Below are 21,976 nucleotides of genomic sequence, written 5' to 3'. Positions count from 1 at the left end.
GCGACTTTTCGGAAACGCACACGTAAAATTTTCCAAGCACAAAATAGCTTTTAGCGTTTCCCAAAACTCGCGCTTTGGCGGGGCCACTTACAGGGGCTTCCGACTCGCCGCGACAAGCACTGCGGCGACTCGGAGAGGCTGTTTTATTGCTCCGCGCGCCGCTCGCAATTTCCAAAAGCCCGGAAATTCATCGATTATTTGTCTGGCAGGCGGAAAAGTGCAGTTATATGGATTTTCAAGTTTGTAAACAGGATTCGAAAAAGTCAAAAAACTACAGATTTTAATACTTTTTTTTAACCAACTATCTGATATTAAAAAAAAGGGGCTGTCCAATAAGTTCTTAACACAGTGTCATTCCGAACTCGTTTCGGAATCTCTACACTATATGAAGCGTAGATACTGAAACAAATTCAGAATGACAATACTTTTAGGACATCCCCCTTCGTCTGAAAACTCTAACTTTTCAGTCGCTTATCTTATGCCAACAAAGCTTTTACAGTCTCTTTTATAGCCTCGTCTTTTGCATCTCGGAAGAAATATTCCTGGAATTTCTCGCCGGCAAAAGCACCTTTTACCAAATCTTTGTCGAGAGACTTTAAAATGTCGGTGAACGGCTTGAATACAGTCGCACGAACGCCGTCAAGAATCTTCTTGTTTCTCTGCTCAGGAACAACGCGCTCCTTTGGATATCCGCCGCCAAACGGCTCAGAGAAGAGCTTTTCAAAAATGTACTCAAGATTCAAATCTCCGCCCCAGCCAAAACCGAGCGCAAACGGAATAGAAATCGCATTTCCGTCGTTAATCTGTGCAAAAGTGTACGCGTCCAAAGGAGTTGCAACGTGACCGCAAATTACGCCAGGAAAACTGTTCAACGCGAGCATTGCGCCCTCGCCAGTTCCGCAACCAGTCACAACAAAGTCAACCGCACCAGAATTCAAAAGCGTAGCCGCAAGAATTCCGTTCTGAACGTAAGTGAGCTGAGCCTTATCATCAGCAGAATACATTCCGTAGTTAACAACTTCCCAACCACGAGGAGCCACAACTTTCTTCAAAGCCGACTCAATCACTGCATTTTTTGCAGCCTGTGAATTCTCATTAATAAGAGCAATTCTCATTTTTTTCTCCCAAAAAATATATTTTTCTTTTCTAACAGATAAAAAGGCGGTTTTGACAAAGCCAACCACCAGTGAAAGCTCAGCGCTTAGACTTTTATCTGCTCAAAGACTTTTCCAAGCGAATCGTGAATCACCAAATCCGCGTTCGCATCGGCGGCAGTCTCGCTTTTGTTAATCAAAACCAAATGATTTCCCCTAAAATAGCGAATCAACCCCGCGGCAGGATAAACCACGAGCGACGTACCGCCAATAATCAGCATGTCGGCCTCAGAAATCGCGTTTATCGCGCCTTCAATAACATTTTCATCAAGACCTTCCTCGTACAGAACAACGTCCGGCTTAACGATTCCGCCACATTTAGTGCAACGGGGAATTTTGTCCTCGGCATTCTCGCTCTCGGCAATAAAATCAATTCCGTACGGAGCATGACAATTCATGCAGAAATTGCGCAAAGTGCTTCCGTGAAGCTCAAAAACCCGCTTGCTCCCCGCTTCCTGATGAAGTCCGTCTATATTCTGCGTAACCACGGCAGAAAGTTTTCCGGTCCTTTCCAGTTCCGCAAGTTTTAAATGCGTAACATTTGGCTTCACATCTTTTATAATCAATTTTTCACGATAAAATCTGTAGAATTCTTTCGGATTTTTGTCAAAAAAAGACCTAGAGATGATAACTTCCGGCGGATACTTCCATTTTTGGTTGTACAAGCCATCCTGACTCCTAAAATCAGGAATTCCGCTCTCGGTAGAAACTCCCGCACCGCCAAAAAAAACAATCTTAGAAGACTCATCAATCATTTTCTGCAACTTTTCAATTTTTTCGTTCATGGCTTCCTCCAAATAAAATTTTTTTTGAATATATCCGAACCCAATCAGCACACATTTGCGTTCAGCTGCGCCCAAAAATTATTTCTGCGTTCAATTTTATCACTTTAAACAAAAAAAGCCGAATTCCTCTGCAGAAATTCGGCCTAAAAAAAATAGGGGATAAATATGCTTTCATGCATCTAACGAAATGTTTCTGCGGGCTGGCAGGGGAACTTGGGTATTTTGATTTCGTTTCAATCTAAAAACATACTTAAATTAATATTAATCTACCTTTTAAAAAATTCAAATAATTTTAAAGAAAAATTAAACTATTTTTCATAAATAACAAAACTTTATACAAATCACATTGACACAGTTTTTTCTCCACAAAATCGGATGAGTTTCCCAAAATGAATTTGAAGGTCGATTAAAAAAAGCATGCTTCAACTAAAATAAGCAGAATTTCTAAAGACAAAATATATATAATTCAGATATACTAACTAGGAAATTATGGATTTTACATTTATTCAAAAATTTATTCCTATGTACCAGGAAGCAGCATGGCTGACACTCCGCATCGCGGCTGCCGGCATTCTGCTTTCAATAGCAGTCGGAACTGTAACTTCGCTCCTCAGATACGAAAAGGTTCCAGTCCTTTCAAAAATCGCAGGAGCCTACGTGGAGCTTTCAAGGAACACGCCTTTGCTCATTCAGCTTTTCTTTCTGTATTTTGCCTGCCCGCGCATTGGCATAAAACTTTCATCCCTTCAGTGTTGCTTGATTGGAATGACGTTCTTGGGCGGAAGTTATATGGAAGAAACTTTTCGGTCGGCTCTGGAATCAGTTTCAAAAAGTCAGATTGAAAGTGCAAAAAGCCTCGGACTCAAAAAAATGCAGATAATGCTGTATGTCGTTTTTCCGCAAGCATTTACGCTTTCCTTGCCAGGCTTGTGCGCAAATATACTTTTTCTGATAAAAGAAACTTCAGTTTTCAGTGCAGTTGCAATGGCGGATTTAATGTATGTGGCAAAAGACCTTATCGGGCTGTATTACAAAACGGAAGAAGCCCTTATGATGCTTGTCGTTTCATATTTTATCCTGTTGATTCCAATTTCAGTCCTGACAGGAATTGCGGAGCGGAAACTTAACTTCGCACAATTCGGGAGGCACTAAATGACGGAAGCAATTTCAACTGCATTCAGCGTGCTTTTTATGGGCACAAATTTTCTCAGGCTTCTTTCAGGGCTTTGGGTCACAATTTGGATTTCTGCCGTTTCGGTAATTTTTTCAATTTTTTTGGGAACGCTTTTAGGAATCGCAATGACCTGGAAAAATCCTCTAATTAAGGCAGTAACAAAAATCTATCTGGAAGTCATGCGAATTATGCCACAGCTGGTTCTTCTGTTCATCGCCTATTACGGGCTGACCCGTTCATTTGGGATTTCCTTAAGCGGAGAAGCAGCTTCGATTCTTGTATTTACGTTGTGGGGAACAGCAGAAATGGGAGACCTGGTACGCGGCACGATTACGACACTGCCAGAACACCAATACGAAAGCGGACGTGCGCTCGGACTTACAGAGCGGCAAATCTTTCTGTATGTAATTGCCCCGCAAGCAATCGGAAGACTTGTTCCGCTCTGCATGAACCTTATAACCAGAATGGTAAAAACCACTTCCCTAATAGTTTTTGTGGGCGTAATCGAAGTTGTAAAAATCGGACAGCAGATTATCGACGCAAACAGAATGACAATTCCAACGGCATCAATTGCAGTTTATGCAGTCATTTTTTTTATGTACTTTCTGGTCTGCGAAGTACTTTCGATTCTGGCAAAGTATATTGAAAAGCGACAAAAAATCTAAAATTCGGATTTTTAGGGATTTCAGAAAGGAATAGAATATGGCACTTTTAGAAATAAAAAATTTACAGAAAACATTTTCAGACGGCGTGACAATCATAGAGAATTTGAGTCTTTCGGTAAAAAAAGGCGAAGTCGTCGTTATTTTAGGACCTTCCGGCTGCGGAAAATCTACTCTTCTCCGCTGTATAAACGGGCTTGAAAAAATTCAGGGCGGAGAAATTCTTCTTGACGGCGAATTGATTTCAAACCGAAAAAAAGACATGCACTTAATCCGTCAGAAAATCGGAATGGTTTTTCAGAGCTATGAACTGTTTCCGCACCTTACGGTTCTTAAAAACATTCTTCTTGCACCAGTAAAAGTGCAAAAAAGAAACCCGGCAGAAGTAAAAAACGAGGCTGAGCAGCTTTTAAAAAGAATCGGCCTTATCGATAAAAAAATTCCTTTCCGCGCCAACTTTCAGGAGGACAAAAACAACGCACAGCGATTGTCCGCGCCCTTTGTATGCATCCTGAAATCATGCTTTTTGACGAAGTTACTGCGGCCCTTGACCCCGAAATGGTGCGGGAAGTCCTTGACCTTATGATGGACCTTGCAAAAGAAGGAAAAACGATGATTATCGTAACTCATCAGATGGCTTTTGCCCGCGCAATAGCAGACAGAATCATTTTTTTGGGTGAAGGCGGCAACATCGTAGAAGAGGCCTCTCCGGAAGAATTTTTTACAAATCCTAAGACAGAACGCGCAAGAAATTTTTTGAAAACTTTTACGTTTGAATCAAGGACAGCTGGAAATGAACACATCCAAAGCGAGTGAAAACTGAAAATTGAGAATTGATAAATTTCACATATTACCTATTGACATACTAGGTAATAAAACGGTACAACTATTTCATTAAATTCTCAAATCAAGGAGTCGATATGAAAAAAATACTAAGTCTCATCGCAATTTCGGCATTGATTCTTGCTTTATTTGCAGGATGCCAGAAAAAGGAATCAGAAGCAAAAGCAGAACCTGTTTCTGAAAAATCTTCAATTGAAAAGATAAAGGAACGTGGAACAATCAAGATTGCAGTTTTCAGCGACAAGAAACCTTTTGGTTATGTTGATGAAAACGGAAAGTACCAGGGATACGACGTTTACTTTGCGGAGCGAATTGCCGCAGACCTTGGCGTAAAAGCAGAATACGTTCCTGTTGAAGCAGCCGCACGAGTTGAAGTTCTTGAAACCAAGAAAGTTGACCTTGTACTTGCAAATTTTACAGTAACGCCAGCCCGCGCAGAAAAAGTAGATTTCGCGCTGCCGTACATGAAATGTGCCCTCGGCGTAGTTTCAAATGACAACGACCTTATAAAAACTCCGGAAGACTTAAACGGAAAAACACTCATCATTGCAAAAGGAACGACGGCAGAAACATATTTTACGGAACATTACCCAGAAGTTAAGTTGCTTAAATTCGACCAGTATGCAGAAGCTTACAACGCACTTCTTGACGGCCGCGGAGCAGCTCTTTCCACAGACAACACGGAAGTTCTTGCCTGGGCAATTGAAAACAACGGCTTTACAGTCGGAATCGAATCCCTCGGAGACCTGGACACAATCGCACCGGCAGTTCAGAAAGGAAATACAGAACTCCTTAACTGGATTAACGATGAAATCAAGTCCCTGGCAAAAGAACAGTTCTTCCACGCAGACTACGAAGCAACACTCCGGGAAGTGTACGGTCCGCAGTCTGATGCAAACAACCTTGTAGTAGAAGGCGGAACCCTCTAATTTTTTAACCCCCTGAGGAACGCCTAATCCGTGCCTGGGCAATATGGCGAGAAAAAGACAAAAATTTATTCTGCCTTTTTTCGTAAATGCTAGACACGGATTTTTATTTTCACTAAACTAACTTGCAGACAAAGATGTCTAAAATAAACCTTGAGGTTTTATTCTGCCCGTCAGAAAAATCGTCGAGTTTTGTTTGAGACATTTTTGTCTTTTTTTTTGCATTTTTTGAATTAAAAAACGCAGACATTAAAAAATCGGGATGCGAAACGCAAACCGAGCCAAGGAGTTACGCGATATGGCTATCAAATCTTTTAACGTTAAGAACGCTTACTGCAAGCGTGTTTGGGAAGAACTTCAGGGTCGCTATGCTGACCAGGAGCATTTTTTGCAGGCAGCCGGTCTCGTTTTGGAGACACTTTCGCCAGTTGTAGACACAATGCCTGAGCTTGAGACCACAGCAGTTCTCGAACGATTTGTAGAACCTGAAAGAATCATCATGTTCCGAGTTCCGTGGACAGATGATCAGGGTAAGCCACACGTAAATCGCGGATTCCGCGTTCAGTTCAACTCTGCAATCGGACCTTACAAAGGAGGTCTCCGATTCTCTCCAGAAGTTGGTCTTGACGTTCTTAAATTCTTGGGATTCGAGCAGGTTCTCAAAAACTCTTTGACAACCCTTCCAATGGGCGGCGGCAAAGGTGGTTCTGACTTCGATCCACACGGAAAATCAGACGGAGAAGTTATGAGATTCTGCCAGTCATTTATGACAGAACTTTATCGCCACATTGGTGCAGATACAGACGTTCCAGCCGGAGACAAAGGTGTAGGCGGACGCGAAGTAGCTTGGATGTTCGGTCAGTACAAGAGAATCGTAAACAACTTTACAGGTGTTCTTACAGGTAAAGGATTGGACTTCGGCGGTTCTTTGATTCGTCCAGAAGCTACAGGCTACGGTCTTATCTACTTTGCAGAGTGCATGCTCAAAGCTGCCGGAACAGACTTCAAGGGCAAGACAGCAATCATTTCTGGTGACGGAAACGTTGCTCAGTACGCTTGTGAGAAAGTTACTCAGTTGGGCGGAAAAGTTATCACACTTTCTGATTCAACAGGTTACATCCTTGACGAAGACGGAATCGACGCTGAGAAGCTCGCTTACGTTATGGAATTCCGTGCTCGCCGCGAAAAGATTGACGCTTACGTTAAAAAATATCCAAAGGCAAAATTCTTCAAGGGCGAAAAGCCATGGGGAGTTAAAGCTGACTGTGCATTCCCATGCGCTACTCAGGACGAAATCTACATGGAAGATGCTGAAAAGCTCGTTGCTAACGGCGTAAAACTCGTTGCAGAGGGCGCTAACATGCCAACTCGTGCAGATGCAATCGCTTATCTGCAGTCAAAGGGCGTTCTCTTTGCTCCAGGAAAAGCTTCAAACGCCGGCGGTGTAGCAGTTTCTGGCCTTGAAATGTCTCAGAACTCAGAGCGCCTCTCATGGACTCGCGAAGAGGTTGATGCAAAACTCAAGCAGATTATGACAAACATCCACGACAACGCTTACGAAACAGCTAAAAAGTTCGCTCCAAGCGCAACTGTAGACTACGTTTCAGGCGCAAACATCTACGGCTTCTTGAAAGTAGCAAGAGCTATGATGGCTCAGGGTCTTGTCTAATAAGTTTTACGCTGACACACTTCGTGTGCAGTATAAAACGCTATGAGCACGACTTGACTTGCGTCAAGCGTGTCAAATTAATTTCTACCCGACATTGCCGTTCGGCAAGCGGGTAAAATCACAGGACGGCTCGCTCCGATTCGGGGCGGGCTTTTTTATGCACTTTTTATTACGTCTACCATGTTTTTAGAAAATCAGTAGGTGAAATTGCTTTTACAGGGGAAAGTGTATAGTCTTTTATATTTCTAGTTATAATTAGTTTTGCTCCTGCCTTTTTCGCACAAAAAGCCTGAACAGCATCCTCAAAATCTTTCATCGGAGAAGAGAAAGCCTTTTTTATTTCCTTTTTGGTGACAGGAAGAATCTTTAATTTTGAGAAAAATAAGGAAAGTGCTTGCTTCTGACTTCCGAAATCTTCAAATGCCTTTTTCGTTATGTAGATAACATCTGTGACCGTCGTTGTTGATACACATGCCTTATACTCTTTGAGCACAACTTGCAATGCTGCGAATGAATCCTGTACGAATTCTTTTCTGTTGTTTATGATGTCAATAATGACATTCGTGTCTATAAGGATTTTCATTTTGACATCCTGCGCTCTGCTAATAATGCGTCAGCATCCACTTCAGGCGGAATAAGACCAACAATTGCATTCAGGGCATCCAGTTTCTCCTGAACTTTGCGGGAAAGTTTCTTCTGTTTTTTCTCCGGCAGAATTTTCAGACCAGAAATGGCGGCTTCGTTTTTGTACTGGGAAGGATTCGCAAAAAAATCTGCGTATGACACTACAAGCATTTTTTCCTCCTTAATTATTATGCTCATCATAGCACAGGCAAAGGGAAAAAGTAATGCAGAATGCTGATTGATTCGGAATTTCTACGAAATCCCACCTGCTAAAGAAAAATCGTTAGATTTTTCAAATCCAGTGACAATTTTTGAAGACAGCTCGCTCCGATTTTGGGCGGGCGGTTTGCGCAAAAAAAGACCTTCTGCAAAACACAGAAGGTCGAAAATTAATTAAGTGCTAATTAGTTCTTTTTCCAGATGGCATAAAGAGTTATGTCATCATAAAAGTTACTAGATAAAGTTATAACACCAGAAGGGTCTATTGAGTACCATGGAGTTCTAGAGTCTTCACTGGTATCCCAACCTTGAAAAGTATAACCATCGCGTACAAATGTGTTTTCGTCAAGTTCTACATAGCGTTCTCCGAAATCTGCCTGCTGAGTTTTTGTTGCCGGATTAGCCGAGCCGTCATTGGCATTGAAAGTAATTGTAAGCTTTTCGTTTCTCCAGATAGCATACAGGTCAGAATCTTTGGTTGGTACAAGTCCTCTATCACTGTTGTTTCCGTAACAGTAATACTGAGGATATTTCGACTCAGAAAATTCAGACCAGCCGTACAAAACCTTTCCTTCGCGCTTGAATATATCTTTTAATTTTGAATTCTTAAGTTCTTCTTTGTATTCAACTTTCATCTGAGAAGATTCAGGAGCAGCACCCTCATAGTTAGCGTGTAAAGTGATAACCGGCTTTTTCACCCATACACCATAATAAGTGGTATCTTTTGTTATTGAAAAATTATCCCACTTTTCTTTTTCGTTATATGTCTTTGTTGCATCTGTACTCCATCCGCAGAAAGTGTAGTCTTCAAGTTTTGCATTGTCTTCTTCTGGAAGTTTAGGATTGATCCAAGTTTTAACACCAGCCGGAAGAGTCTGCTCGTATGTTTTAGGATTTTCAGAACCGTCATTTACATTAAAAGTGATTTTGCAAGGTGCACACCAAACTGCGTAAAGAACAATGTCTGAAGAAAGCGAGACTGAGTTTTTGTCTTTATACAAAGCGCTTGCTGCATCTGCTGACTTTGCCCAACCGCCAAACAAATATCCTTCGCGGGTAAATGTATTTTCCTCGAGCGATTCAGAGTGAGATTCTTTGACTTGTTGAATCTTTGTTGCAGGAGAAGCGCTTCCGTCGTTTGCATTAAATGTTATGGTTACAAGGTTTCCCCATATAGCATACAAGTCTGTGTTATGGTTTTTTGGTTCATAATTTTCGTTTGCACGCCAACCGTAAGTTGCATCTGCAGATAGTCCCCACCCATTAAAATACTTGTTTTCATATTCAAAACTGCAATCAGAAATAATACAGTCCTGATAAGCACCAGACTTGTAATAACGCTCAATTTTCTCGTCTGTGCCGTTATTTGCGTGATAAGTTATTTTGTAAAGTTCATTGATTTTTTCAACCGGCACCCAACATGCTGTGCGGTTTTCGTCACCATTAATTTTTTCTGTTGTGAGCGGATATACTTCTCCAAAGTCGTCTGACCAGCCGGCAAAAACATACCCATCTTTTGTCCACGGGCATTCTGCATATTTTACTTCTGCCTTACCACTCTTTTTATCTACAGGAAAAGTTCCTACAATTTTTTTAGGTGCTTCGCCGTCAGAAAAATCAGATGAAAAATAATAGTTTACTTTGAATTCATCATTTTTCTGCCAGATTGCATACCAAGTTTCTTTGCCCTTTTCTCCGCTTGAATCAGTTTTGATGAAAAACTTTAACAGAATTCTGAAGGTTGATTCTGGATGCTTAGAGTAGCCAAGTAAAGTGTAGCCCTCACGAGTAAATCGTGCCTTGTAAACATCGACTTGAATCACAGTCTTTGAATCTGTATCGTAATTTTCGACAATTTTTTCACCCGAACCGTCATTTTTATCAAAAATGATATTGTAGCCTTTGTCGCTAACAACAAGTTCTGTCTCATTGTTTTTTTCTTGACTTTTCCTCTGAAGAAGAATCGTCAGAGCTACCATCAGAACAAGCCGTGAACAAAACAGCTGCGCTAAAAAGAACTGCTGCAAACTTAATAAGTTTTTTCATAAATAGCTCCTATTTGTTTATAAATAAATTTTTATTAGGATTTAGACTATACATCGGTATGGGAGGGATAAGTCAATAGTGTTTTGTAAAAAAGTGAAAATATTTTTGCATTTTAATGTCATATTATTTTAACATCTCTAAAATATCAAAACTTTTAACAGTCTTAAAAACTTCTGTACAGATGCTGAAACACGTTCCGCATAACAATACTTTTTAATCAGCTCCGACGAAACCTTTTAGCAAGACTCTCGTTTGAATCTTTCTGGAATTTGCAGTATCTTTTTGCCGAGAGATTCAAAACGGAGGTGCACTTTGAGTTGGTTTGAGAATGAGGATTTTTGGAAGAATTACGGGCCTGTTATGTTCGATGCACAACGTTGGTCTGAGGCTCCTGCAGTGGCAGAAAGCATTTGCCGAATCGCGGGGCTTTCTAAAGGTGCAAAGATTCTTGAAGCGGGCTGTGGGCCGGGCCGTGTTGCAGTGGAACTTGCCATGCTCGGACTGAACGTTACCGGAGTCGATTTGATTCAGAGCGAGCTTGACGCCGCCGCGGAGACTGCAAATGACGAGGGCGTTGACATGGAACTGATTCGCGCTGATTTACGCACGTTCAAAACTGAAAAAAAATTTGATGCAGCAACGAGTTTGTTCACTTCGATTGGATATTGCGACACCCCCGAAGAAGACCGACAGATTATCAAAAATATTTATGATTCGCTGAACGACAACGGCTTTTTTATTCTCGAAAGCCTGAGCCGAGAGATTGCCGTAAAAGATTTTACCGAGGGAGAATGGTTTGAGCGTTCAGGAAAAACCGTACTCACCGATTTTGGCGTTGTGGGCGCATGGGAAGGTTTGCGTTCCCGCTGGATTTTAATTGACAATAAGACCGGTGAGCGAATCGAGCATGAATTTGTTCAGCGGCTTTATTCTGCGATTGAATTAAAAAAGATTCTTTTGGAAATCGGTTTTGAATCCGTTGAAATTTACGGCGACTTTGATTTTAGCCCGTACAATCAAAATGCGCGGACGATGGTAATCGTAGCAAGGAAGTAAACTTACCGATATAAAAATCTTAGGGGCATCCACTACAACGCTTCAAAAAATGCAGCTGAGCACTCACTTCGTTCGCAAAGCTCAGAATCATTTTTTTGCTTCGTTTTCGCTACTGCCCCTAAGATTTTTAGTCAACTTATAGTCTTGTTCCGTTACCAAATATGGTAGAAAGGCAGCTTACAAGTGGACTTATTTTCCTAAAGTTGCGAGCACAGCGCGAGCAACAAGACTGACCTTTAGGCTCGCAAAGTGCACCCACAAAAGCGAGAGTTTTCCGCCAGGAAAACTTTCGGGAAACGCACAAGTTGATTTGTTTTGCAAAGCTCAGTTTCTGCGTTTCCGTTTATAGTCTGTTCATTGCGCCAAAAACTTTTTCGGACATCAAATTGATTTCCACGTGCATTTTTTGGCTCGTCTCGTTCAGTGTCGTGCGCATTTCATCGATAGAGACATCTGCGTTCGCAAAGTCAACCATCATCATCATCACGAAGTTGCCAGAAAGAATTGTCTGAGTAATATCAGCAATATTGATTTTATGCTGGGCAAGCAATGCACTCACCTCAGCGATGATTCCCACTTTGTCGCTTCCGACGACTGTTATAATTGCATTCATGGATTCATTTTATATCAAATAGGGAAAGGCTTTCAATCGCCTTGCAGGGAGTTCTAGCCGTGGCGATAAGGACCACGACTAAGTGAGGAATTTTTATCGATTATTTTCGCTTCAAAGTTACTTCAAAACCCTCAATTTCAAAATCTTCTGACAAATCAAGAGTAAACTCACCGTTTGCGATTGTTACTTCATCCGTAGTTTTGTTTTTAACGTCTACGAGTTTTTCCTGCTCGTCATCATATTCTTTTGTTGCAGTACATTTGATAGTGCCGTCTTTTGTAGCATCGCCTGTGTAAGTTCCGATTTCTACAGTGCCGTCAATAGTTGCAGTGCCAGTCCCCTCTTCTCCAGAAGCTACGGCTGTCGCATTCATATCGATTTTATACTCGTTATTGTTGTAAAAACTTGCACGAACTGTACATGTGCAGGTAATGCCATCTGAATCAGTTCCAGCCCCTGTTCCAACATACTGAGCAACGCATTTAAGAGATTCCTCTTCATCGTCGGAGCAAGAAGCAAGACCAAAAGATAGTGCAGCAAGTGCGAAAACACCAAAAAGAATTTTTTTAATGATTTCATCTGAAATCCTCCTAAAAATTATGTTATATAAGATTTAATATATACTGTAACAAAAAAAAGTAAACATACAAAAAGCGCTATAAAACGATTTTTGAAATGCAGATTCTTCGACTTCGCTCAGAATGACAGTTGATGTGCAGATGCGGAATGACAGTGCATAAAAGTTGGCGTGGAAAGCGCACAAGAAGATTTTTACTTCGCAAGCTACCTTTTAGCGTTTCTTATTTTGTTCTATACTAGTGCTTTCCAATTTTTGAAAGTTTTTCATAAGGGGTACGATTATGGGCGGAATTTTCGGAGTCGCTTCTAAAGGTGACTGTTCTTTGGACTTGTTCTTTGGCGTTGACTATCATTCGCATTTGGGAACTCGTCGCGGCGGACTTGCGGTTTATTTGAACGAAAATAAATTTCAGCGGTCAATTCACAACATTCAGAATTCTCCATTCAGGACAAAGTTTGAAAACGACGTTGCGGAAATGAAAGGCCACATCGGAATCGGATGTATTTCTGACTACGAGCCGCAACCGCTTTTGGCTTGTTCCCACCTCGGAAAATTCGCATTGACCACCGTGGGAATCGTTACAAACAAAGACGAAATCGTTCAGGAGCTATTGTCTAACGGCCACATGTTCCTTGAAATGTCCGGCGGTGAAATAAACCAGACGGAGCTGATTCTTGCAATGATTAACACCCAAGAGTCAATTCTTGAAGGAATCAAATACGTTCAGTCAAAAATCAAAGGCTCAATAACACTTTTGGTCGCAACACCAGACGGAATTTACGGCGCCCGCGACAAATTGGGACGCACCCCGCTTCAAATCGGAATCAAAAAAGACACACAGGGAAGCATTCTTGCGCACTGTCTTTCATTCGAGAATTTTGCCTACATGAATCTTGGATACAAAGACATTCACGAACTCGGCCCAGCAGAAATCGTTTACGTTACGGCTGACCGCTACGAAATCTTGCAGCAGCCGCAAAAAGAGATGAAAATCTGCACGTTCCTTTGGATTTATTACGGCTACCCAACGGCTACCTACGAAGGCGTTAACGTAGAAGCAATGCGATACAACTGCGGACGATTTCTCGCAAAACGCGACAAAGATGCAGAAATTCACCCGGACTGCGCGGCAGGCGTTCCTGATTCAGGCACGGCACATGCCGTAGGCTACGCGAACGAGGCAGGGATTCCGTTCACGCGCCCGTTCATCAAATACACTCCAACCTGGCCACGCTCGTTCATGCCTGTAAATCAGGAGCAGAGGAATTTAATCGCCCACATGAAGCTCATTCCGGTTCCTCAGCTCATAAAAGACAAGAGCATTCTTTTGATTGACGACTCGATTGTCCGCGGAACTCAGCTTCGCGAAACCACGGACTTTTTGTACCAGAGCGGCGCAAAAGAAGTTCACGTGCGACCGGCTTGTCCGCCGATTATGTTCGGTTGCAAATATCTTAATTTTAGCCGCTCAAAAAGTGAGCTTGATTTGATTGCGCGCCGAGTCGTAAAGCAGTTTGAAGGCGAAAACGTTTCGGACGAAGTTCTCGCAAAATACTGCGACCCGGACACCCCGGAATACGAGAGAATGCAGGAAGAAATCCGAAAGCAGCTTCATTTTACGACGCTCCGCTTCCACCGGCTAGATGACATGCTCGACTCAACGGGACTTGACCACTGCAAGCTCTGCACATATTGCTGGAATGGTCGGGAGTAGCATGAGAATCTACATTACAAGACACGGCGAAACAGACTGGAACAAGGCCTGGAAACTCCAGGGGCGAACGGACATTCCTCTGAACGCCCACGGAATTGAGCAGGCGCGTCGCACTGGCGAAGGTCTTAAAAAGGCAGGAATTATTTTTGACCGCGTTTATTCAAGCCCTTTGCAGCGCGCGTGCAAGACCGCCGAACTAATAAGCGGTTTTTCCGCGGACAAAATCATAAAGGATTCCCGAATAATCGAATTTTCGTTCGGAAAGGCTGAAGGAACAACGCCAGAAGAACGTAAGTTGATTCCTGAACTTAAGGATTTTGGGAATTTTTTTGAAGCCCCGCAAAATTACAAAGCTCAGCCAGATGCAGAATCTTTTGAAACGGTTTTTGCGCGCACCGCGGACTTCTGGGAAAACGAAATAAAAAATCTTCCCGCGCCCGTGGAAAATGTTCTCGTAACCACGCACGGAGGCACTTTGCAGTCGCTTCTCCTGCACGTTGACGGTCGCCCGCTCGCCGATTACTGGAAGGTACGCTTTCCGAACTGTTCGATGAACCTTGTGGAACTAAAAGACGACAAATTCCGCCTCGTGTGGACTAGCCGCCTGTTCTGCTAACTTTTTTGTTTGCCGTATTTTGCGGCAAACTCATCGGCTGGAAGCGGCTTTGAAAAATAAAAGCCCTGCAGATAATCACAGCCGATGTCCCTCATGGCATTTGCCATCTCTTCGGATTCAATTCCCTCGGCTGTGACCGAAAATTTCATGCGCTTAAAAGCTTGCACGAGAGTCGGCAAAATTTCGTCTTTGGTTTTAAAATAATCCCACACGATTGACATATCAAGTTTTACGTTGACAAATGGCCCGCTTTTTAGTCGGGAAACGTTCGAATATCCGCTTCCGTAATCATCCAGAACAAAACTGAATCCCGTTTCCTTCATGTCCTGAATATGATGCTGAAGAAGCGTATAATCAATCATCGCCTCCTCCGTAAGCTCAAGGTGCAATTTTTCTGCACTAATTTCGTGCAACTGCAATATCGTAGAAAAACTCTCGTTAAGCGAACTGCTCAAAAACTGCACCGGCGAAAGATTCACGTTCAGCCACGAAATTCCCATTGAATCTATATCGTGATTTTTTATAAACGCACACGACTTTTCAAACATCTGCTTTCCCAGCGAGTTGATTCTTCCGTTCCGCTCCGCAACAGGAATAAAAAGTCCCGGCGGAATGAGTTCGTTGTCCTTGTTCCTGATTCTTGCCAGAGCCTCCGCACCAACCAATTCATGCGTCGTTGCGTTGACGATTGGCTGCAAAAAAAGCTCTGCGGTGTTGTGCTCCACGGCGTATTCCACTGCCCTTTTAATTTCGGTTTTTGTCGCAATATTTTTGATTGTCGCGGCCGTAACTTTTACGCTTTCATTGTTAATCGATTCCACCTGCGTGAGTGCCGAAATCAATCCTTTTACAAGCAATTCGGCATCCGTTATTTTTAAGTTTCTTTCAATGTAACCAAACCTAACTTCCAACGTAAGCTCGGACGATTCTTCGGTTTTTCACGGCTTTTTGAACCTTTCGGCAATATCATTTTTGAGAGACTCGTAAACCATACCGTTCTCCCCCACCAATATGAACATTCCTCCGCTTACATAAAAAACCGTGAGCAACGGATAAGTCTTTTTAAGATATTGACCTATCATGTGGATTCCCATGTCCATGCTCATCGTTCCGAAAATCTCGCGCATTTCTCCGTAATTATTTATTCCAATTCCCATAATCAGTTTTACGGATGAGCCTTCCCTTTCTTCGAGAAAATCAACCAGAGCCTTGCTGTTGAACACGCCGGTCCGACCTTCCAGGTGGAAAGTAAAATTGTCGATTGCCGCATAGTTTATGATGATTACAATCAAGCAAAAGCTGTCCATGACCAAATAGGACGGAAAAACTTTTCGTATAACGTAACCGCCCAACAAAATCAGATTGCTCAAAACGACAGTCGCAACGCGCCAAAAAGCAATTTTTTTTCGTTTTAAAAACACTACCCCAAAAGACATAAATATATAGAAGAAAGCAATAACATAAATGATGTTGTACAAAAAGCCCCGGGAATATCCGCTTTTGGTGATTTTAAAAATCGGAGAAAAGAAAACATTTGAGAGCGAAAGCAAAATTCCCAGCGAAAAAACCGTCAACGCGAGAATCATTATCACTTTGTTTTTTTCGATTTTGAATTTAGCGATTGCGCAAGAAAGCGCAAAGAAAAGATACGTTCTCAAAATAAAAAGCACAAAGAAACACACATTCGCAAAGTTCAATATCAAAATCGGAATAGAATTTATGTGCTCAAGAAGATATGAAGAAATCGGGTCGATTATTACGAGCGCAATTTCGGTAACGACTGTGTTTATGAATGCGTTGTGAATTCGTACTTCAAGGCGTGGCTTCATCAAATAAAAAAACAGAAAGGTTATAAGCCCAAAGCAGTTCGGAACAATAAAACTGTAATTCCACATCGTAAACTCCTATTAAGTCTATTTTATTATTATAAAGGAGCTTTTGAGCAAACGCCATTATTTTAAACTCATCGCAAAGAATCTGCTCTGCCGTCCGCTACGCCACTTAAAAATATTGTCATGCTAAACTTGATTCAGCATCTGCAACTTCATGCCAGTTCTTCCGCATTATAAAAAAATTGCAGATGCAGACAATTTTTTTTAGTCCACTTGCCCATAACACGGAGAGTTGACAAAGAGTTGTCTCTCAGGCTAAAAATCATTGCGAATTCTGAAAAATGTATTAAAATCAAGAAAGGTTTTTATTTAAGATTCTCTAAAGGTAAAATCTTTGGAGCCTTCACAGTACAGGAAAAAAGAGTTGACGCGATTAAGTTTTAATTTTTACGGATATTCTCGCGAGTCATACAAGGCTTGCGCCGAAATGATTCGTTCCACAGACAGAAAACACATTTCGATTCTCACATCCTGGTTTTTTCTAATGAATTTTGTGTACCTTGTTTTCTCGTATCTGAATCTTTTTGGTGTGAACGAAGAACGAATTCCCTTTTACTCAGCTTTTATGCTGGTAAGCCTGATGTTCGGGGTTTGGGTTCTTTTTTTTCCAAAGAGCGTTGACAAGCACATCTATTTTGCGGTGCTTTCAAGCATTTTCATGCTGCTAATCTACGGGATTCTTTCGTCAATCGCACAGCCCTACATGCCGGCAACAATGTTTTTAGTGCTTTTGCTTCTCACCTCGCTTTCCTACGTCGGAAGCATGTACATAATGATTTTGATTTCCATTGCGGGAACGGGAATCTTTATTTTTACCTCGTATTCCTACAAAACTTTCTCAATCGCCTATCACGACACTTATAACGTTCTCGTAGTCCTCATGCTCTCGATTCTGCTGCATTACTCATTCCAAAGAATGAGGATTGCCCAGTTCGTCCTTTACCAGCAAGACCTGGAGATTCAGAGAAAACTTGAAATAAAATCGAGTTTTGACTCGCTCACAGGACTTTTGAACAGAGGAAGATTTTTTTCGATTGCGGAAGAAGTCCTAAAAATCAAGTCTGAAGGAATTCTGGCGCTCTGCATAATCGATTTGGACGGATTTAAGCAGATTAACGACACGCTTGGACATCAAATGGGCGACAAAGTTATTCAGGTTGTTGGCAAAACGATTATGGAATGCCTTAGAATCGATATTGTTGACAAAAATATTTCTTCCTGGAATTTGAACCAACCTTTTGACTTTGCAGGTCGGCTAGGCGGCGATGAATTTATCCTGATGCTTCGCGGCAAAAAAGACCGTGAAGAACTGACGGCAAAGCTAAAAGAAATCCTTGAAAAACTGAATGCCACAAGTTTTGATTCCGTGGCAGGAATTCGGGCTTCTGTGGGAGTTGTTGAAGTTTTTGCAAACGTAAAAGACATTGATGTGGCTTACAAAATGGCAGACGACGCGCTTTACGAGGCAAAGCGGAGCGGAAAGAATCAGATTTATTTTTCAAAAAAAGATATAAGAGAGGCAGAATAATGGAACACTTAAAATATTTCTATTCACGGGTTTCTGCCGAATATCTTTTGGTCACCGCAATTGCACTTATTCTGCTGGATTCATTTTTGTATTTTTACTTTCTCATTCTGCGGAACGATGCGATTCATAAATCATATTTTGGAAAAACCGTTGTCGATTCAATAGTCCTGAGTTTGGAACTGTTTTTTTTGGCACTGTCGCTGTACATTTTTAAGAACGAAGAGATTTCTGAATTGTATGCACTTCCAATGTTCAGCATCGCCGCGATTTTTACGCTCATGCTTCTTTGGGGGCTTTTTCAGATAAACGGAATGAGTGCCGGCACAATGGAAATTCTTGAAACCCTCGTCGGAGTAATTGAAGCCGGAGACCTGAATCTTGACGGTCACTCGCTGCACGTTCAGAACCTTGCGATGCTGATTTATGATTATTTGCCGTTGCTTGACCGCGGAAAAATCAACCCGGCGAATCTCCAGTACGCGGCAATATTGCTCGACATCGGTAAGCTCGGCATTCCGCGCGAAATAATCGACAAAAAAGGAAAACTCTTGCCGTCCGAAAGGTCGCTCATTCAGCGTCACCCGGAAATTTGTGTGGAAATTTTGTCCACGCACAAATCATTCTGGGAAGTCGCAACGTGGATAAAATATCACCACGAACGCGTGGACGGGCAAGGTTACTATCGTCTTGCGGGCAAGGACATTCCGCTGGTTTCAAGAATACTTGCACTTGCGGACACTTATTCGGCAATCACGATGGACCGTTCCTACAGGGCAAGCCTGACGCACGAAAGCGCGATAGAGGAATTAAAACTTGTAAGAGGCACTCAGCTTGACACGGAACTGGTTGACTTGTTCTGCACGATTCCAAAAAGCAAAATCGTTGGCTGCATGGAAGACGTAAAAAAGCGAATGCAAAAATATCAAGTCGGCGATTTTCGCTGGTAGATTTTCGTCATTCCGAACTTGTTTCGGAATCTCTGAACTACACCGTGTAGATGCTGAACTAAATTCAGCATGACAAAAAGGAATTTTAAAACGACCTCTAAAAAAATAGGAATGTTTATGAAGTTGATTTTTGGGCACCTAAAAAATATTTTTCTCTTTCTGGCACCACTGCTGATTTTTTCTTCGTGCACAAAGAATTCTGTACGTCAAAATATTCCGCTCTCGGATTTTAAGGGCGAAATTACGCTTGCGCTGCGTTCGGGAACGTATTCTGACGTAATAAAAAAATGCATTCCAGAATTCGAGCAGACCCACAAAATTCACTGCAACGTCCTTGAATTCGGCGAAGACGCTTTGCATTCGGCAATTACCGAAGACAGCGAAAACAAATATGATTTTTGCATGGTTGACGGCTCATGGATGGCGGAATTCACCGCGGACGGGATTCTCGCAAACCTGAGCGAGCTTGACTACGAGCTTGACGATGACATAATTCCTGCGACCAAAACAATTTGCTATCACAATGGCTCGCTGTATCTGGCACCGTATTACGGAAACGTTACGGTTATTCTGTACAACAAAATTATGATAAAAGAGGCAGGTTTTAAGCCCGAAGAAATTGATTCTCTAGATGACATCCTAAAAATCTGCAGATTTCAGAAAAAAAGGCACAATTTGGGATTTATGTACCGCGGCGACACGAACAACAATATCGTAGTTGATTTTTTGCCGATTCTTGCCTCCCGCGGTGCATGGGTCGTGGACAAAAACAACTTTCCGACGATAAACACGATTGGCTTTTCTGATGCCATGGAAAGCTACATGGATTTGCTAAAAACTGGTCGCGCCGCAAAAAAAGAGGACTTAATCGCAGCGATTGCAAACAAATCCGCCGCAATCGGAATCGGCTGGCCGGGCTGGTACACGCCCACAAAAAATTCTTCAATGGATTACATTGCGTTTTCCGGAAAGTTCCATTCGGATTTGCCGGTTTACAATTCAAACATCTATGGAATTTGGGCAGTCGGCATTCCGCAGAAAAGTACCAAAAAAAATTATGCAATTCAGCTTTTAAAATATCTTATGGACAAAGACGTTCAAAAAACGACTGTTGAATACGGCGGTGTTCCGTGCAGATATTCGAGTTTGTCTGACGAAGCAATTCTAAAAAAATTCCCGCAATACAACGCAGTTCGTGAAGCCCTCGAAAACGGCATTTACCGCCCAGTAATGCAAACCTGGCCTCAATTCTACACGATTTTGGGCACTCACATGCGAAGAATCATAAACGGCGAAATTTCCATCTCAAACGGCCTGACACAAGCCCAAATGGAACTCGAAAAACTTCAACTTTCTGACGCAGATAAATACAGATAAGCGCAGATTTGTCACAGACAGTAATTAGTAATGACAATGACAAGTTTTTTCAATGTTTCCAAACTAGTCCAAATCTATTCTAATTTAAGCTCGTAAACGATTCCGTCGTCAAGATAAATTACGGACGAAAAATCTATTACGCTTCCAAGGTAAGTTTTTCCTGAAATATAAATGCACTGTAAGCCAAGTTCGTTCTTGTAAGCGAATAAATTCTGGGAGAACCACCAGTTCACATAAAAATTATAGGATTCTACCGCGGCAACCTCTTTTTCATCAATAAAAATGTGATACTTGCCGTCGGCAGAATTTTTTACAACATAAGGAAAATGACCTTTTTCTTTCCACATTGCAGCCCACAAAACAGAAACATTTTCCAATGAATCATATTTGTTCATTTTGTGAAACGGACCGAACAGCTTGTTTTTCCAGAGAATGAACTTTTCTGAATCGTTGCTAAAAATGCAGGCAAAATCCCTTGAGCCGTCAATTTGAAAAACAACTGACTCAAAGTAAAAAAGCATCTTGAAGCGTTCAATGTCTGGGCCGTCCAATTTACCAAGCTGTTCCAAAAAATCATCAAGAAGATTTATGACTTTTTCTTTTGTTTCCCCAAGAATGTGAAGTTTTATGCCGTCAAACAACTCGCTTGAAACAAAATAAACGTCGTTCGTTCCGGGAACAAATCCAGCGGAGAGAATCTCGCTTTCGAACGGCCCGATTTTTTTGTCTTTAAGTACAACATAGTTTTCATCATCAACAGTTGCAGTAAAAACAAAGTTCTTTCCGTCCGCAGAAAAGTTTGCAAATCCATCAATAGAATCGTAGGGACCGAAGCGTTTTCCGTCGATTACCATATAGCTTTGGTCGTCTCCACTCTCCTCACTTCCTTCTACCGAACACTTGTAAACGCAATGATTTCCTTGCTGATAAACAATAGGCGACGAAAATGACGAAAGGCCTTTTACTTCAGAGCCGTCAACAAACAGCCTTGCGGATTTTGCATCCGAGTTGAAATGATACGGCGCGCCGGCCGGAAAATCTTCGTAAACTGCAAAAATAATCTTGTTTTCGTTAGGTGAATAATCAAACGTAACAGAATACTCAGCATCGGCTAAAAACGGACCGTAAGTGGAGATTCCGTCGGTAAGAAAACTTTTTCCATCTTTTTTGAATGAATAGGCGAATTTTTTTTCATCGTTAGAAAAATGCAAGAATGAAATATGCTCATAAGGCTCCGAAAGGCCTTTTTTAGTCAGAATGTGCTGTTTTTTGTTTTTTACGACGAACTGCGCAAAATCCTTGCACGAGGCTGAAAAAACGATATTTTCGGCCCTCTCGAACGGACCGAATTTAGTTTTTCCGAACACTGTATAAAATGATTCATCGCTGTCCCGATACGTGTAAACGATTTTTTTATCGACAAGCCCCACGAAAGTCGCATTTTTCTCGATTTGACAGATTTTTTTAGGGGTAAGCGCACTTGCTTCAACAAAACAAAGTTCAAAAATAAAAAGCACAAAAAAACTTCTAAAAAAATTCATATTCTATTTT

General features: G+C 41.8%; 23 protein-coding genes. 12 read left to right on the top strand and 11 right to left on the bottom strand.

The annotated features are described in order from the left end of the window. Positions 1 to 476: 476 nt before the first annotated feature. Positions 477 to 1,115, bottom strand: coding sequence for an RpiB/LacA/LacB family sugar-phosphate isomerase (locus JI65_RS08885; protein WP_191015383.1), 639 nt, complete (start codon positions 1,113 to 1,115; stop codon positions 477 to 479). Positions 1,116 to 1,201: 86 nt separating this feature from the next. Next, entirely contained in the window at positions 1,202 to 1,939 is a 738-nt protein-coding gene (locus JI65_RS08880) for an NAD-dependent protein deacylase (RefSeq protein ID WP_191015380.1), read from the bottom strand. A gap of 489 nt (positions 1,940 to 2,428) precedes the next feature. Here JI65_RS08880 and JI65_RS08875 point away from each other — a divergent pair, with 489 nt between their 5' ends. From JI65_RS08875 to gdhA, 6 genes are all read left to right on the top strand, one after another. Then, entirely contained in the window at positions 2,429 to 3,091 is a 663-nt protein-coding gene (locus JI65_RS08875) for an amino acid ABC transporter permease (protein ID WP_191015377.1), read from the top strand. After that, entirely contained in the window at positions 3,092 to 3,778 is a 687-nt protein-coding gene (locus JI65_RS08870) for an amino acid ABC transporter permease (RefSeq protein ID WP_191015374.1), read from the top strand. Positions 3,779 to 3,815: 37 nt separating this feature from the next. Further along, the gene (locus tag JI65_RS08865; protein WP_340138437.1) at positions 3,816 to 4,361 is read left to right on the top strand and encodes an ATP-binding cassette domain-containing protein; all 546 of its coding nucleotides are present in this window, start codon (positions 3,816 to 3,818) and stop codon (positions 4,359 to 4,361) included. Beyond that, positions 4,262 to 4,591 carry an AAA family ATPase gene (locus JI65_RS17830; RefSeq protein ID WP_479694090.1) on the top strand — a complete coding sequence of 110 codons (330 nt, stop codon included), beginning with the start codon at positions 4,262 to 4,264 and terminating at the stop codon, positions 4,589 to 4,591. The genes JI65_RS08865 and JI65_RS17830 overlap by 100 nt, the downstream gene beginning before the upstream one ends. Before the next feature lie 104 nt (positions 4,592 to 4,695). After that, a complete protein-coding gene (locus tag JI65_RS08860) occupies positions 4,696 to 5,547 on the top strand; it encodes a cysteine ABC transporter substrate-binding protein (RefSeq protein WP_191015372.1) in 852 nt (283 codons plus the stop codon). 295 nt (positions 5,548 to 5,842) lie between these two features. Next, entirely contained in the window at positions 5,843 to 7,213 is a 1,371-nt protein-coding gene (gdhA, locus tag JI65_RS08855) for an NADP-specific glutamate dehydrogenase (RefSeq protein WP_191015370.1), read from the top strand. A 175-nt stretch (positions 7,214 to 7,388) separates the two neighbouring features. Here gdhA and JI65_RS08850 read toward each other — a convergent pair whose 3' ends face one another. From JI65_RS08850 to JI65_RS08840, 3 genes are all read right to left on the bottom strand, one after another. Beyond that, complete coding sequence (locus JI65_RS08850; protein WP_191015368.1) at positions 7,389 to 7,796, bottom strand: type II toxin-antitoxin system VapC family toxin; 408 nt, start codon at positions 7,794 to 7,796, stop codon at positions 7,389 to 7,391. Further along, on the bottom strand, positions 7,793 to 8,008 hold the full coding sequence (locus tag JI65_RS08845) for a hypothetical protein (protein WP_191015366.1): 216 nt from the start codon (positions 8,006 to 8,008) through the stop codon (positions 7,793 to 7,795). The genes JI65_RS08850 and JI65_RS08845 overlap by 4 nt, the downstream gene beginning before the upstream one ends. Before the next feature lie 233 nt (positions 8,009 to 8,241). Next, positions 8,242 to 10,035, bottom strand: coding sequence for an InlB B-repeat-containing protein (locus JI65_RS08840; protein ID WP_191015364.1), 1,794 nt, complete (start codon positions 10,033 to 10,035; stop codon positions 8,242 to 8,244). 427 nt (positions 10,036 to 10,462) lie between these two features. Here JI65_RS08840 and JI65_RS08835 point away from each other — a divergent pair, with 427 nt between their 5' ends. Beyond that, complete coding sequence (locus tag JI65_RS08835; RefSeq protein WP_191015388.1) at positions 10,463 to 11,158, top strand: SAM-dependent methyltransferase; 696 nt, start codon at positions 10,463 to 10,465, stop codon at positions 11,156 to 11,158. Positions 11,159 to 11,501: 343 nt separating this feature from the next. On the opposite strand, the gene JI65_RS08830 is transcribed toward JI65_RS08835, so the two are convergent. The 3 genes from JI65_RS08830 to JI65_RS08820 all read right to left on the bottom strand — a co-directional run bounded on the left by JI65_RS08830 (position 11,502) and on the right by JI65_RS08820 (position 12,350). Beyond that, positions 11,502 to 11,771: an ACT domain-containing protein gene (locus JI65_RS08830; protein WP_191015361.1), complete on the bottom strand. Its 270-nt coding sequence runs from the start codon at positions 11,769 to 11,771 to the stop codon at positions 11,502 to 11,504. A 100-nt stretch (positions 11,772 to 11,871) separates the two neighbouring features. Continuing rightward, positions 11,872 to 12,144 carry a hypothetical protein gene (locus JI65_RS08825; protein ID WP_191015359.1) on the bottom strand — a complete coding sequence of 91 codons (273 nt, stop codon included), beginning with the start codon at positions 12,142 to 12,144 and terminating at the stop codon, positions 11,872 to 11,874. Beyond that, the gene (locus tag JI65_RS08820; protein WP_191015357.1) at positions 12,141 to 12,350 is read right to left on the bottom strand and encodes a hypothetical protein; all 210 of its coding nucleotides are present in this window, start codon (positions 12,348 to 12,350) and stop codon (positions 12,141 to 12,143) included. The genes JI65_RS08825 and JI65_RS08820 overlap by 4 nt, the downstream gene beginning before the upstream one ends. Positions 12,351 to 12,631: 281 nt before the next feature. Here JI65_RS08820 and JI65_RS08815 point away from each other — a divergent pair, with 281 nt between their 5' ends. Then, entirely contained in the window at positions 12,632 to 14,065 is a 1,434-nt protein-coding gene (locus tag JI65_RS08815) for an amidophosphoribosyltransferase (protein WP_191015354.1), read from the top strand. Position 14,066: 1 nt separating this feature from the next. Next, positions 14,067 to 14,681 carry a histidine phosphatase family protein gene (locus JI65_RS08810; RefSeq protein WP_191015352.1) on the top strand — a complete coding sequence of 205 codons (615 nt, stop codon included), beginning with the start codon at positions 14,067 to 14,069 and terminating at the stop codon, positions 14,679 to 14,681. On the opposite strand, the gene JI65_RS08805 is transcribed toward JI65_RS08810, so the two are convergent. After that, the gene (locus JI65_RS08805; protein ID WP_191015349.1) at positions 14,678 to 15,592 is read right to left on the bottom strand and encodes an EAL domain-containing protein; all 915 of its coding nucleotides are present in this window, start codon (positions 15,590 to 15,592) and stop codon (positions 14,678 to 14,680) included. The two genes, JI65_RS08810 and JI65_RS08805, sit on opposite strands and share 4 nt — an antisense overlap. A 27-nt stretch (positions 15,593 to 15,619) precedes the next feature. After that, entirely contained in the window at positions 15,620 to 16,576 is a 957-nt protein-coding gene (locus tag JI65_RS08800; protein WP_191015347.1) for a hypothetical protein, read from the bottom strand. A gap of 361 nt (positions 16,577 to 16,937) precedes the next feature. On the opposite strand from JI65_RS08800, the gene JI65_RS08795 reads away from it, so the two are divergent. The 3 genes from JI65_RS08795 (at position 16,938) to JI65_RS08785 (ending at position 20,425) form a co-directional block, all read left to right on the top strand. Continuing rightward, on the top strand, positions 16,938 to 18,101 hold the full coding sequence (locus tag JI65_RS08795; protein ID WP_191015345.1) for a GGDEF domain-containing protein: 1,164 nt from the start codon (positions 16,938 to 16,940) through the stop codon (positions 18,099 to 18,101). After that, positions 18,101 to 19,048: an HD-GYP domain-containing protein gene (locus JI65_RS08790; RefSeq protein WP_191015342.1), complete on the top strand. Its 948-nt coding sequence runs from the start codon at positions 18,101 to 18,103 to the stop codon at positions 19,046 to 19,048. The genes JI65_RS08795 and JI65_RS08790 overlap by 1 nt, the downstream gene beginning before the upstream one ends. Before the next feature lie 117 nt (positions 19,049 to 19,165). After that, positions 19,166 to 20,425: an extracellular solute-binding protein gene (locus JI65_RS08785; RefSeq protein ID WP_191015340.1), complete on the top strand. Its 1,260-nt coding sequence runs from the start codon at positions 19,166 to 19,168 to the stop codon at positions 20,423 to 20,425. 74 nt (positions 20,426 to 20,499) lie between these two features. Here JI65_RS08785 and JI65_RS08780 read toward each other — a convergent pair whose 3' ends face one another. Further along, the gene (locus JI65_RS08780; protein WP_191015337.1) at positions 20,500 to 21,966 is read right to left on the bottom strand and encodes a hypothetical protein; all 1,467 of its coding nucleotides are present in this window, start codon (positions 21,964 to 21,966) and stop codon (positions 20,500 to 20,502) included. Between the last annotated feature and the right edge of the window lie 10 nt (positions 21,967 to 21,976).

Source organism: Treponema zioleckii, from assembly GCF_014737315.1.
Taxonomy (GTDB): domain Bacteria; phylum Spirochaetota; class Spirochaetia; order Treponematales; family Treponemataceae; genus Treponema_D; species Treponema_D zioleckii.
Note: the sequence above shows the minus strand (reverse complement) of the source record. Positions and strands in the feature narration are given on the sequence as shown.

What these genes read in the sequence shown, in the direction of transcription:
- JI65_RS08780 (WP_191015337.1), bottom strand. Translation starts at nt 21,966, where the DNA reads ATGAATTTTTTTAGAAGTTTTTTTGTGCTTTTTATTTTTGAACTTTGT.
- JI65_RS08850 (WP_191015368.1), bottom strand. Translation starts at nt 7,796, where the DNA reads ATGAAAATCCTTATAGACACGAATGTCATTATTGACATCATAAACAAC.
- JI65_RS08840 (WP_191015364.1), bottom strand. Translation starts at nt 10,035, where the DNA reads ATGGTAGCTCTGACGATTCTTCTTCAGAGGAAAAGTCAAGAAAAAAAC.
- JI65_RS08810 (WP_191015352.1), top strand. Translation starts at nt 14,067, where the DNA reads ATGAGAATCTACATTACAAGACACGGCGAAACAGACTGGAACAAGGCC.
- JI65_RS08860 (WP_191015372.1), top strand. Translation starts at nt 4,696, where the DNA reads ATGAAAAAAATACTAAGTCTCATCGCAATTTCGGCATTGATTCTTGCT.
- JI65_RS08870 (WP_191015374.1), top strand. Translation starts at nt 3,092, where the DNA reads ATGACGGAAGCAATTTCAACTGCATTCAGCGTGCTTTTTATGGGCACA.
- gdhA (WP_191015370.1), top strand. Translation starts at nt 5,843, where the DNA reads ATGGCTATCAAATCTTTTAACGTTAAGAACGCTTACTGCAAGCGTGTT.
- JI65_RS08790 (WP_191015342.1), top strand. Translation starts at nt 18,101, where the DNA reads ATGGAACACTTAAAATATTTCTATTCACGGGTTTCTGCCGAATATCTT.
- JI65_RS08815 (WP_191015354.1), top strand. Translation starts at nt 12,632, where the DNA reads ATGGGCGGAATTTTCGGAGTCGCTTCTAAAGGTGACTGTTCTTTGGAC.
- JI65_RS08845 (WP_191015366.1), bottom strand. Translation starts at nt 8,008, where the DNA reads ATGCTTGTAGTGTCATACGCAGATTTTTTTGCGAATCCTTCCCAGTAC.
- JI65_RS08830 (WP_191015361.1), bottom strand. Translation starts at nt 11,771, where the DNA reads ATGAATGCAATTATAACAGTCGTCGGAAGCGACAAAGTGGGAATCATC.
- JI65_RS08865 (WP_340138437.1), top strand. Translation starts at nt 3,816, where the DNA reads ATGGCACTTTTAGAAATAAAAAATTTACAGAAAACATTTTCAGACGGC.
- JI65_RS08785 (WP_191015340.1), top strand. Translation starts at nt 19,166, where the DNA reads ATGAAGTTGATTTTTGGGCACCTAAAAAATATTTTTCTCTTTCTGGCA.
- JI65_RS08825 (WP_191015359.1), bottom strand. Translation starts at nt 12,144, where the DNA reads ATGAATGCGACAGCCGTAGCTTCTGGAGAAGAGGGGACTGGCACTGCA.
- JI65_RS08800 (WP_191015347.1), bottom strand. Translation starts at nt 16,576, where the DNA reads ATGTGGAATTACAGTTTTATTGTTCCGAACTGCTTTGGGCTTATAACC.
- JI65_RS08820 (WP_191015357.1), bottom strand. Translation starts at nt 12,350, where the DNA reads ATGAAATCATTAAAAAAATTCTTTTTGGTGTTTTCGCACTTGCTGCAC.
- JI65_RS08835 (WP_191015388.1), top strand. Translation starts at nt 10,463, where the DNA reads ATGTTCGATGCACAACGTTGGTCTGAGGCTCCTGCAGTGGCAGAAAGC.
- JI65_RS08875 (WP_191015377.1), top strand. Translation starts at nt 2,429, where the DNA reads ATGGATTTTACATTTATTCAAAAATTTATTCCTATGTACCAGGAAGCA.
- JI65_RS08880 (WP_191015380.1), bottom strand. Translation starts at nt 1,939, where the DNA reads ATGAACGAAAAAATTGAAAAGTTGCAGAAAATGATTGATGAGTCTTCT.
- JI65_RS08885 (WP_191015383.1), bottom strand. Translation starts at nt 1,115, where the DNA reads ATGAGAATTGCTCTTATTAATGAGAATTCACAGGCTGCAAAAAATGCA.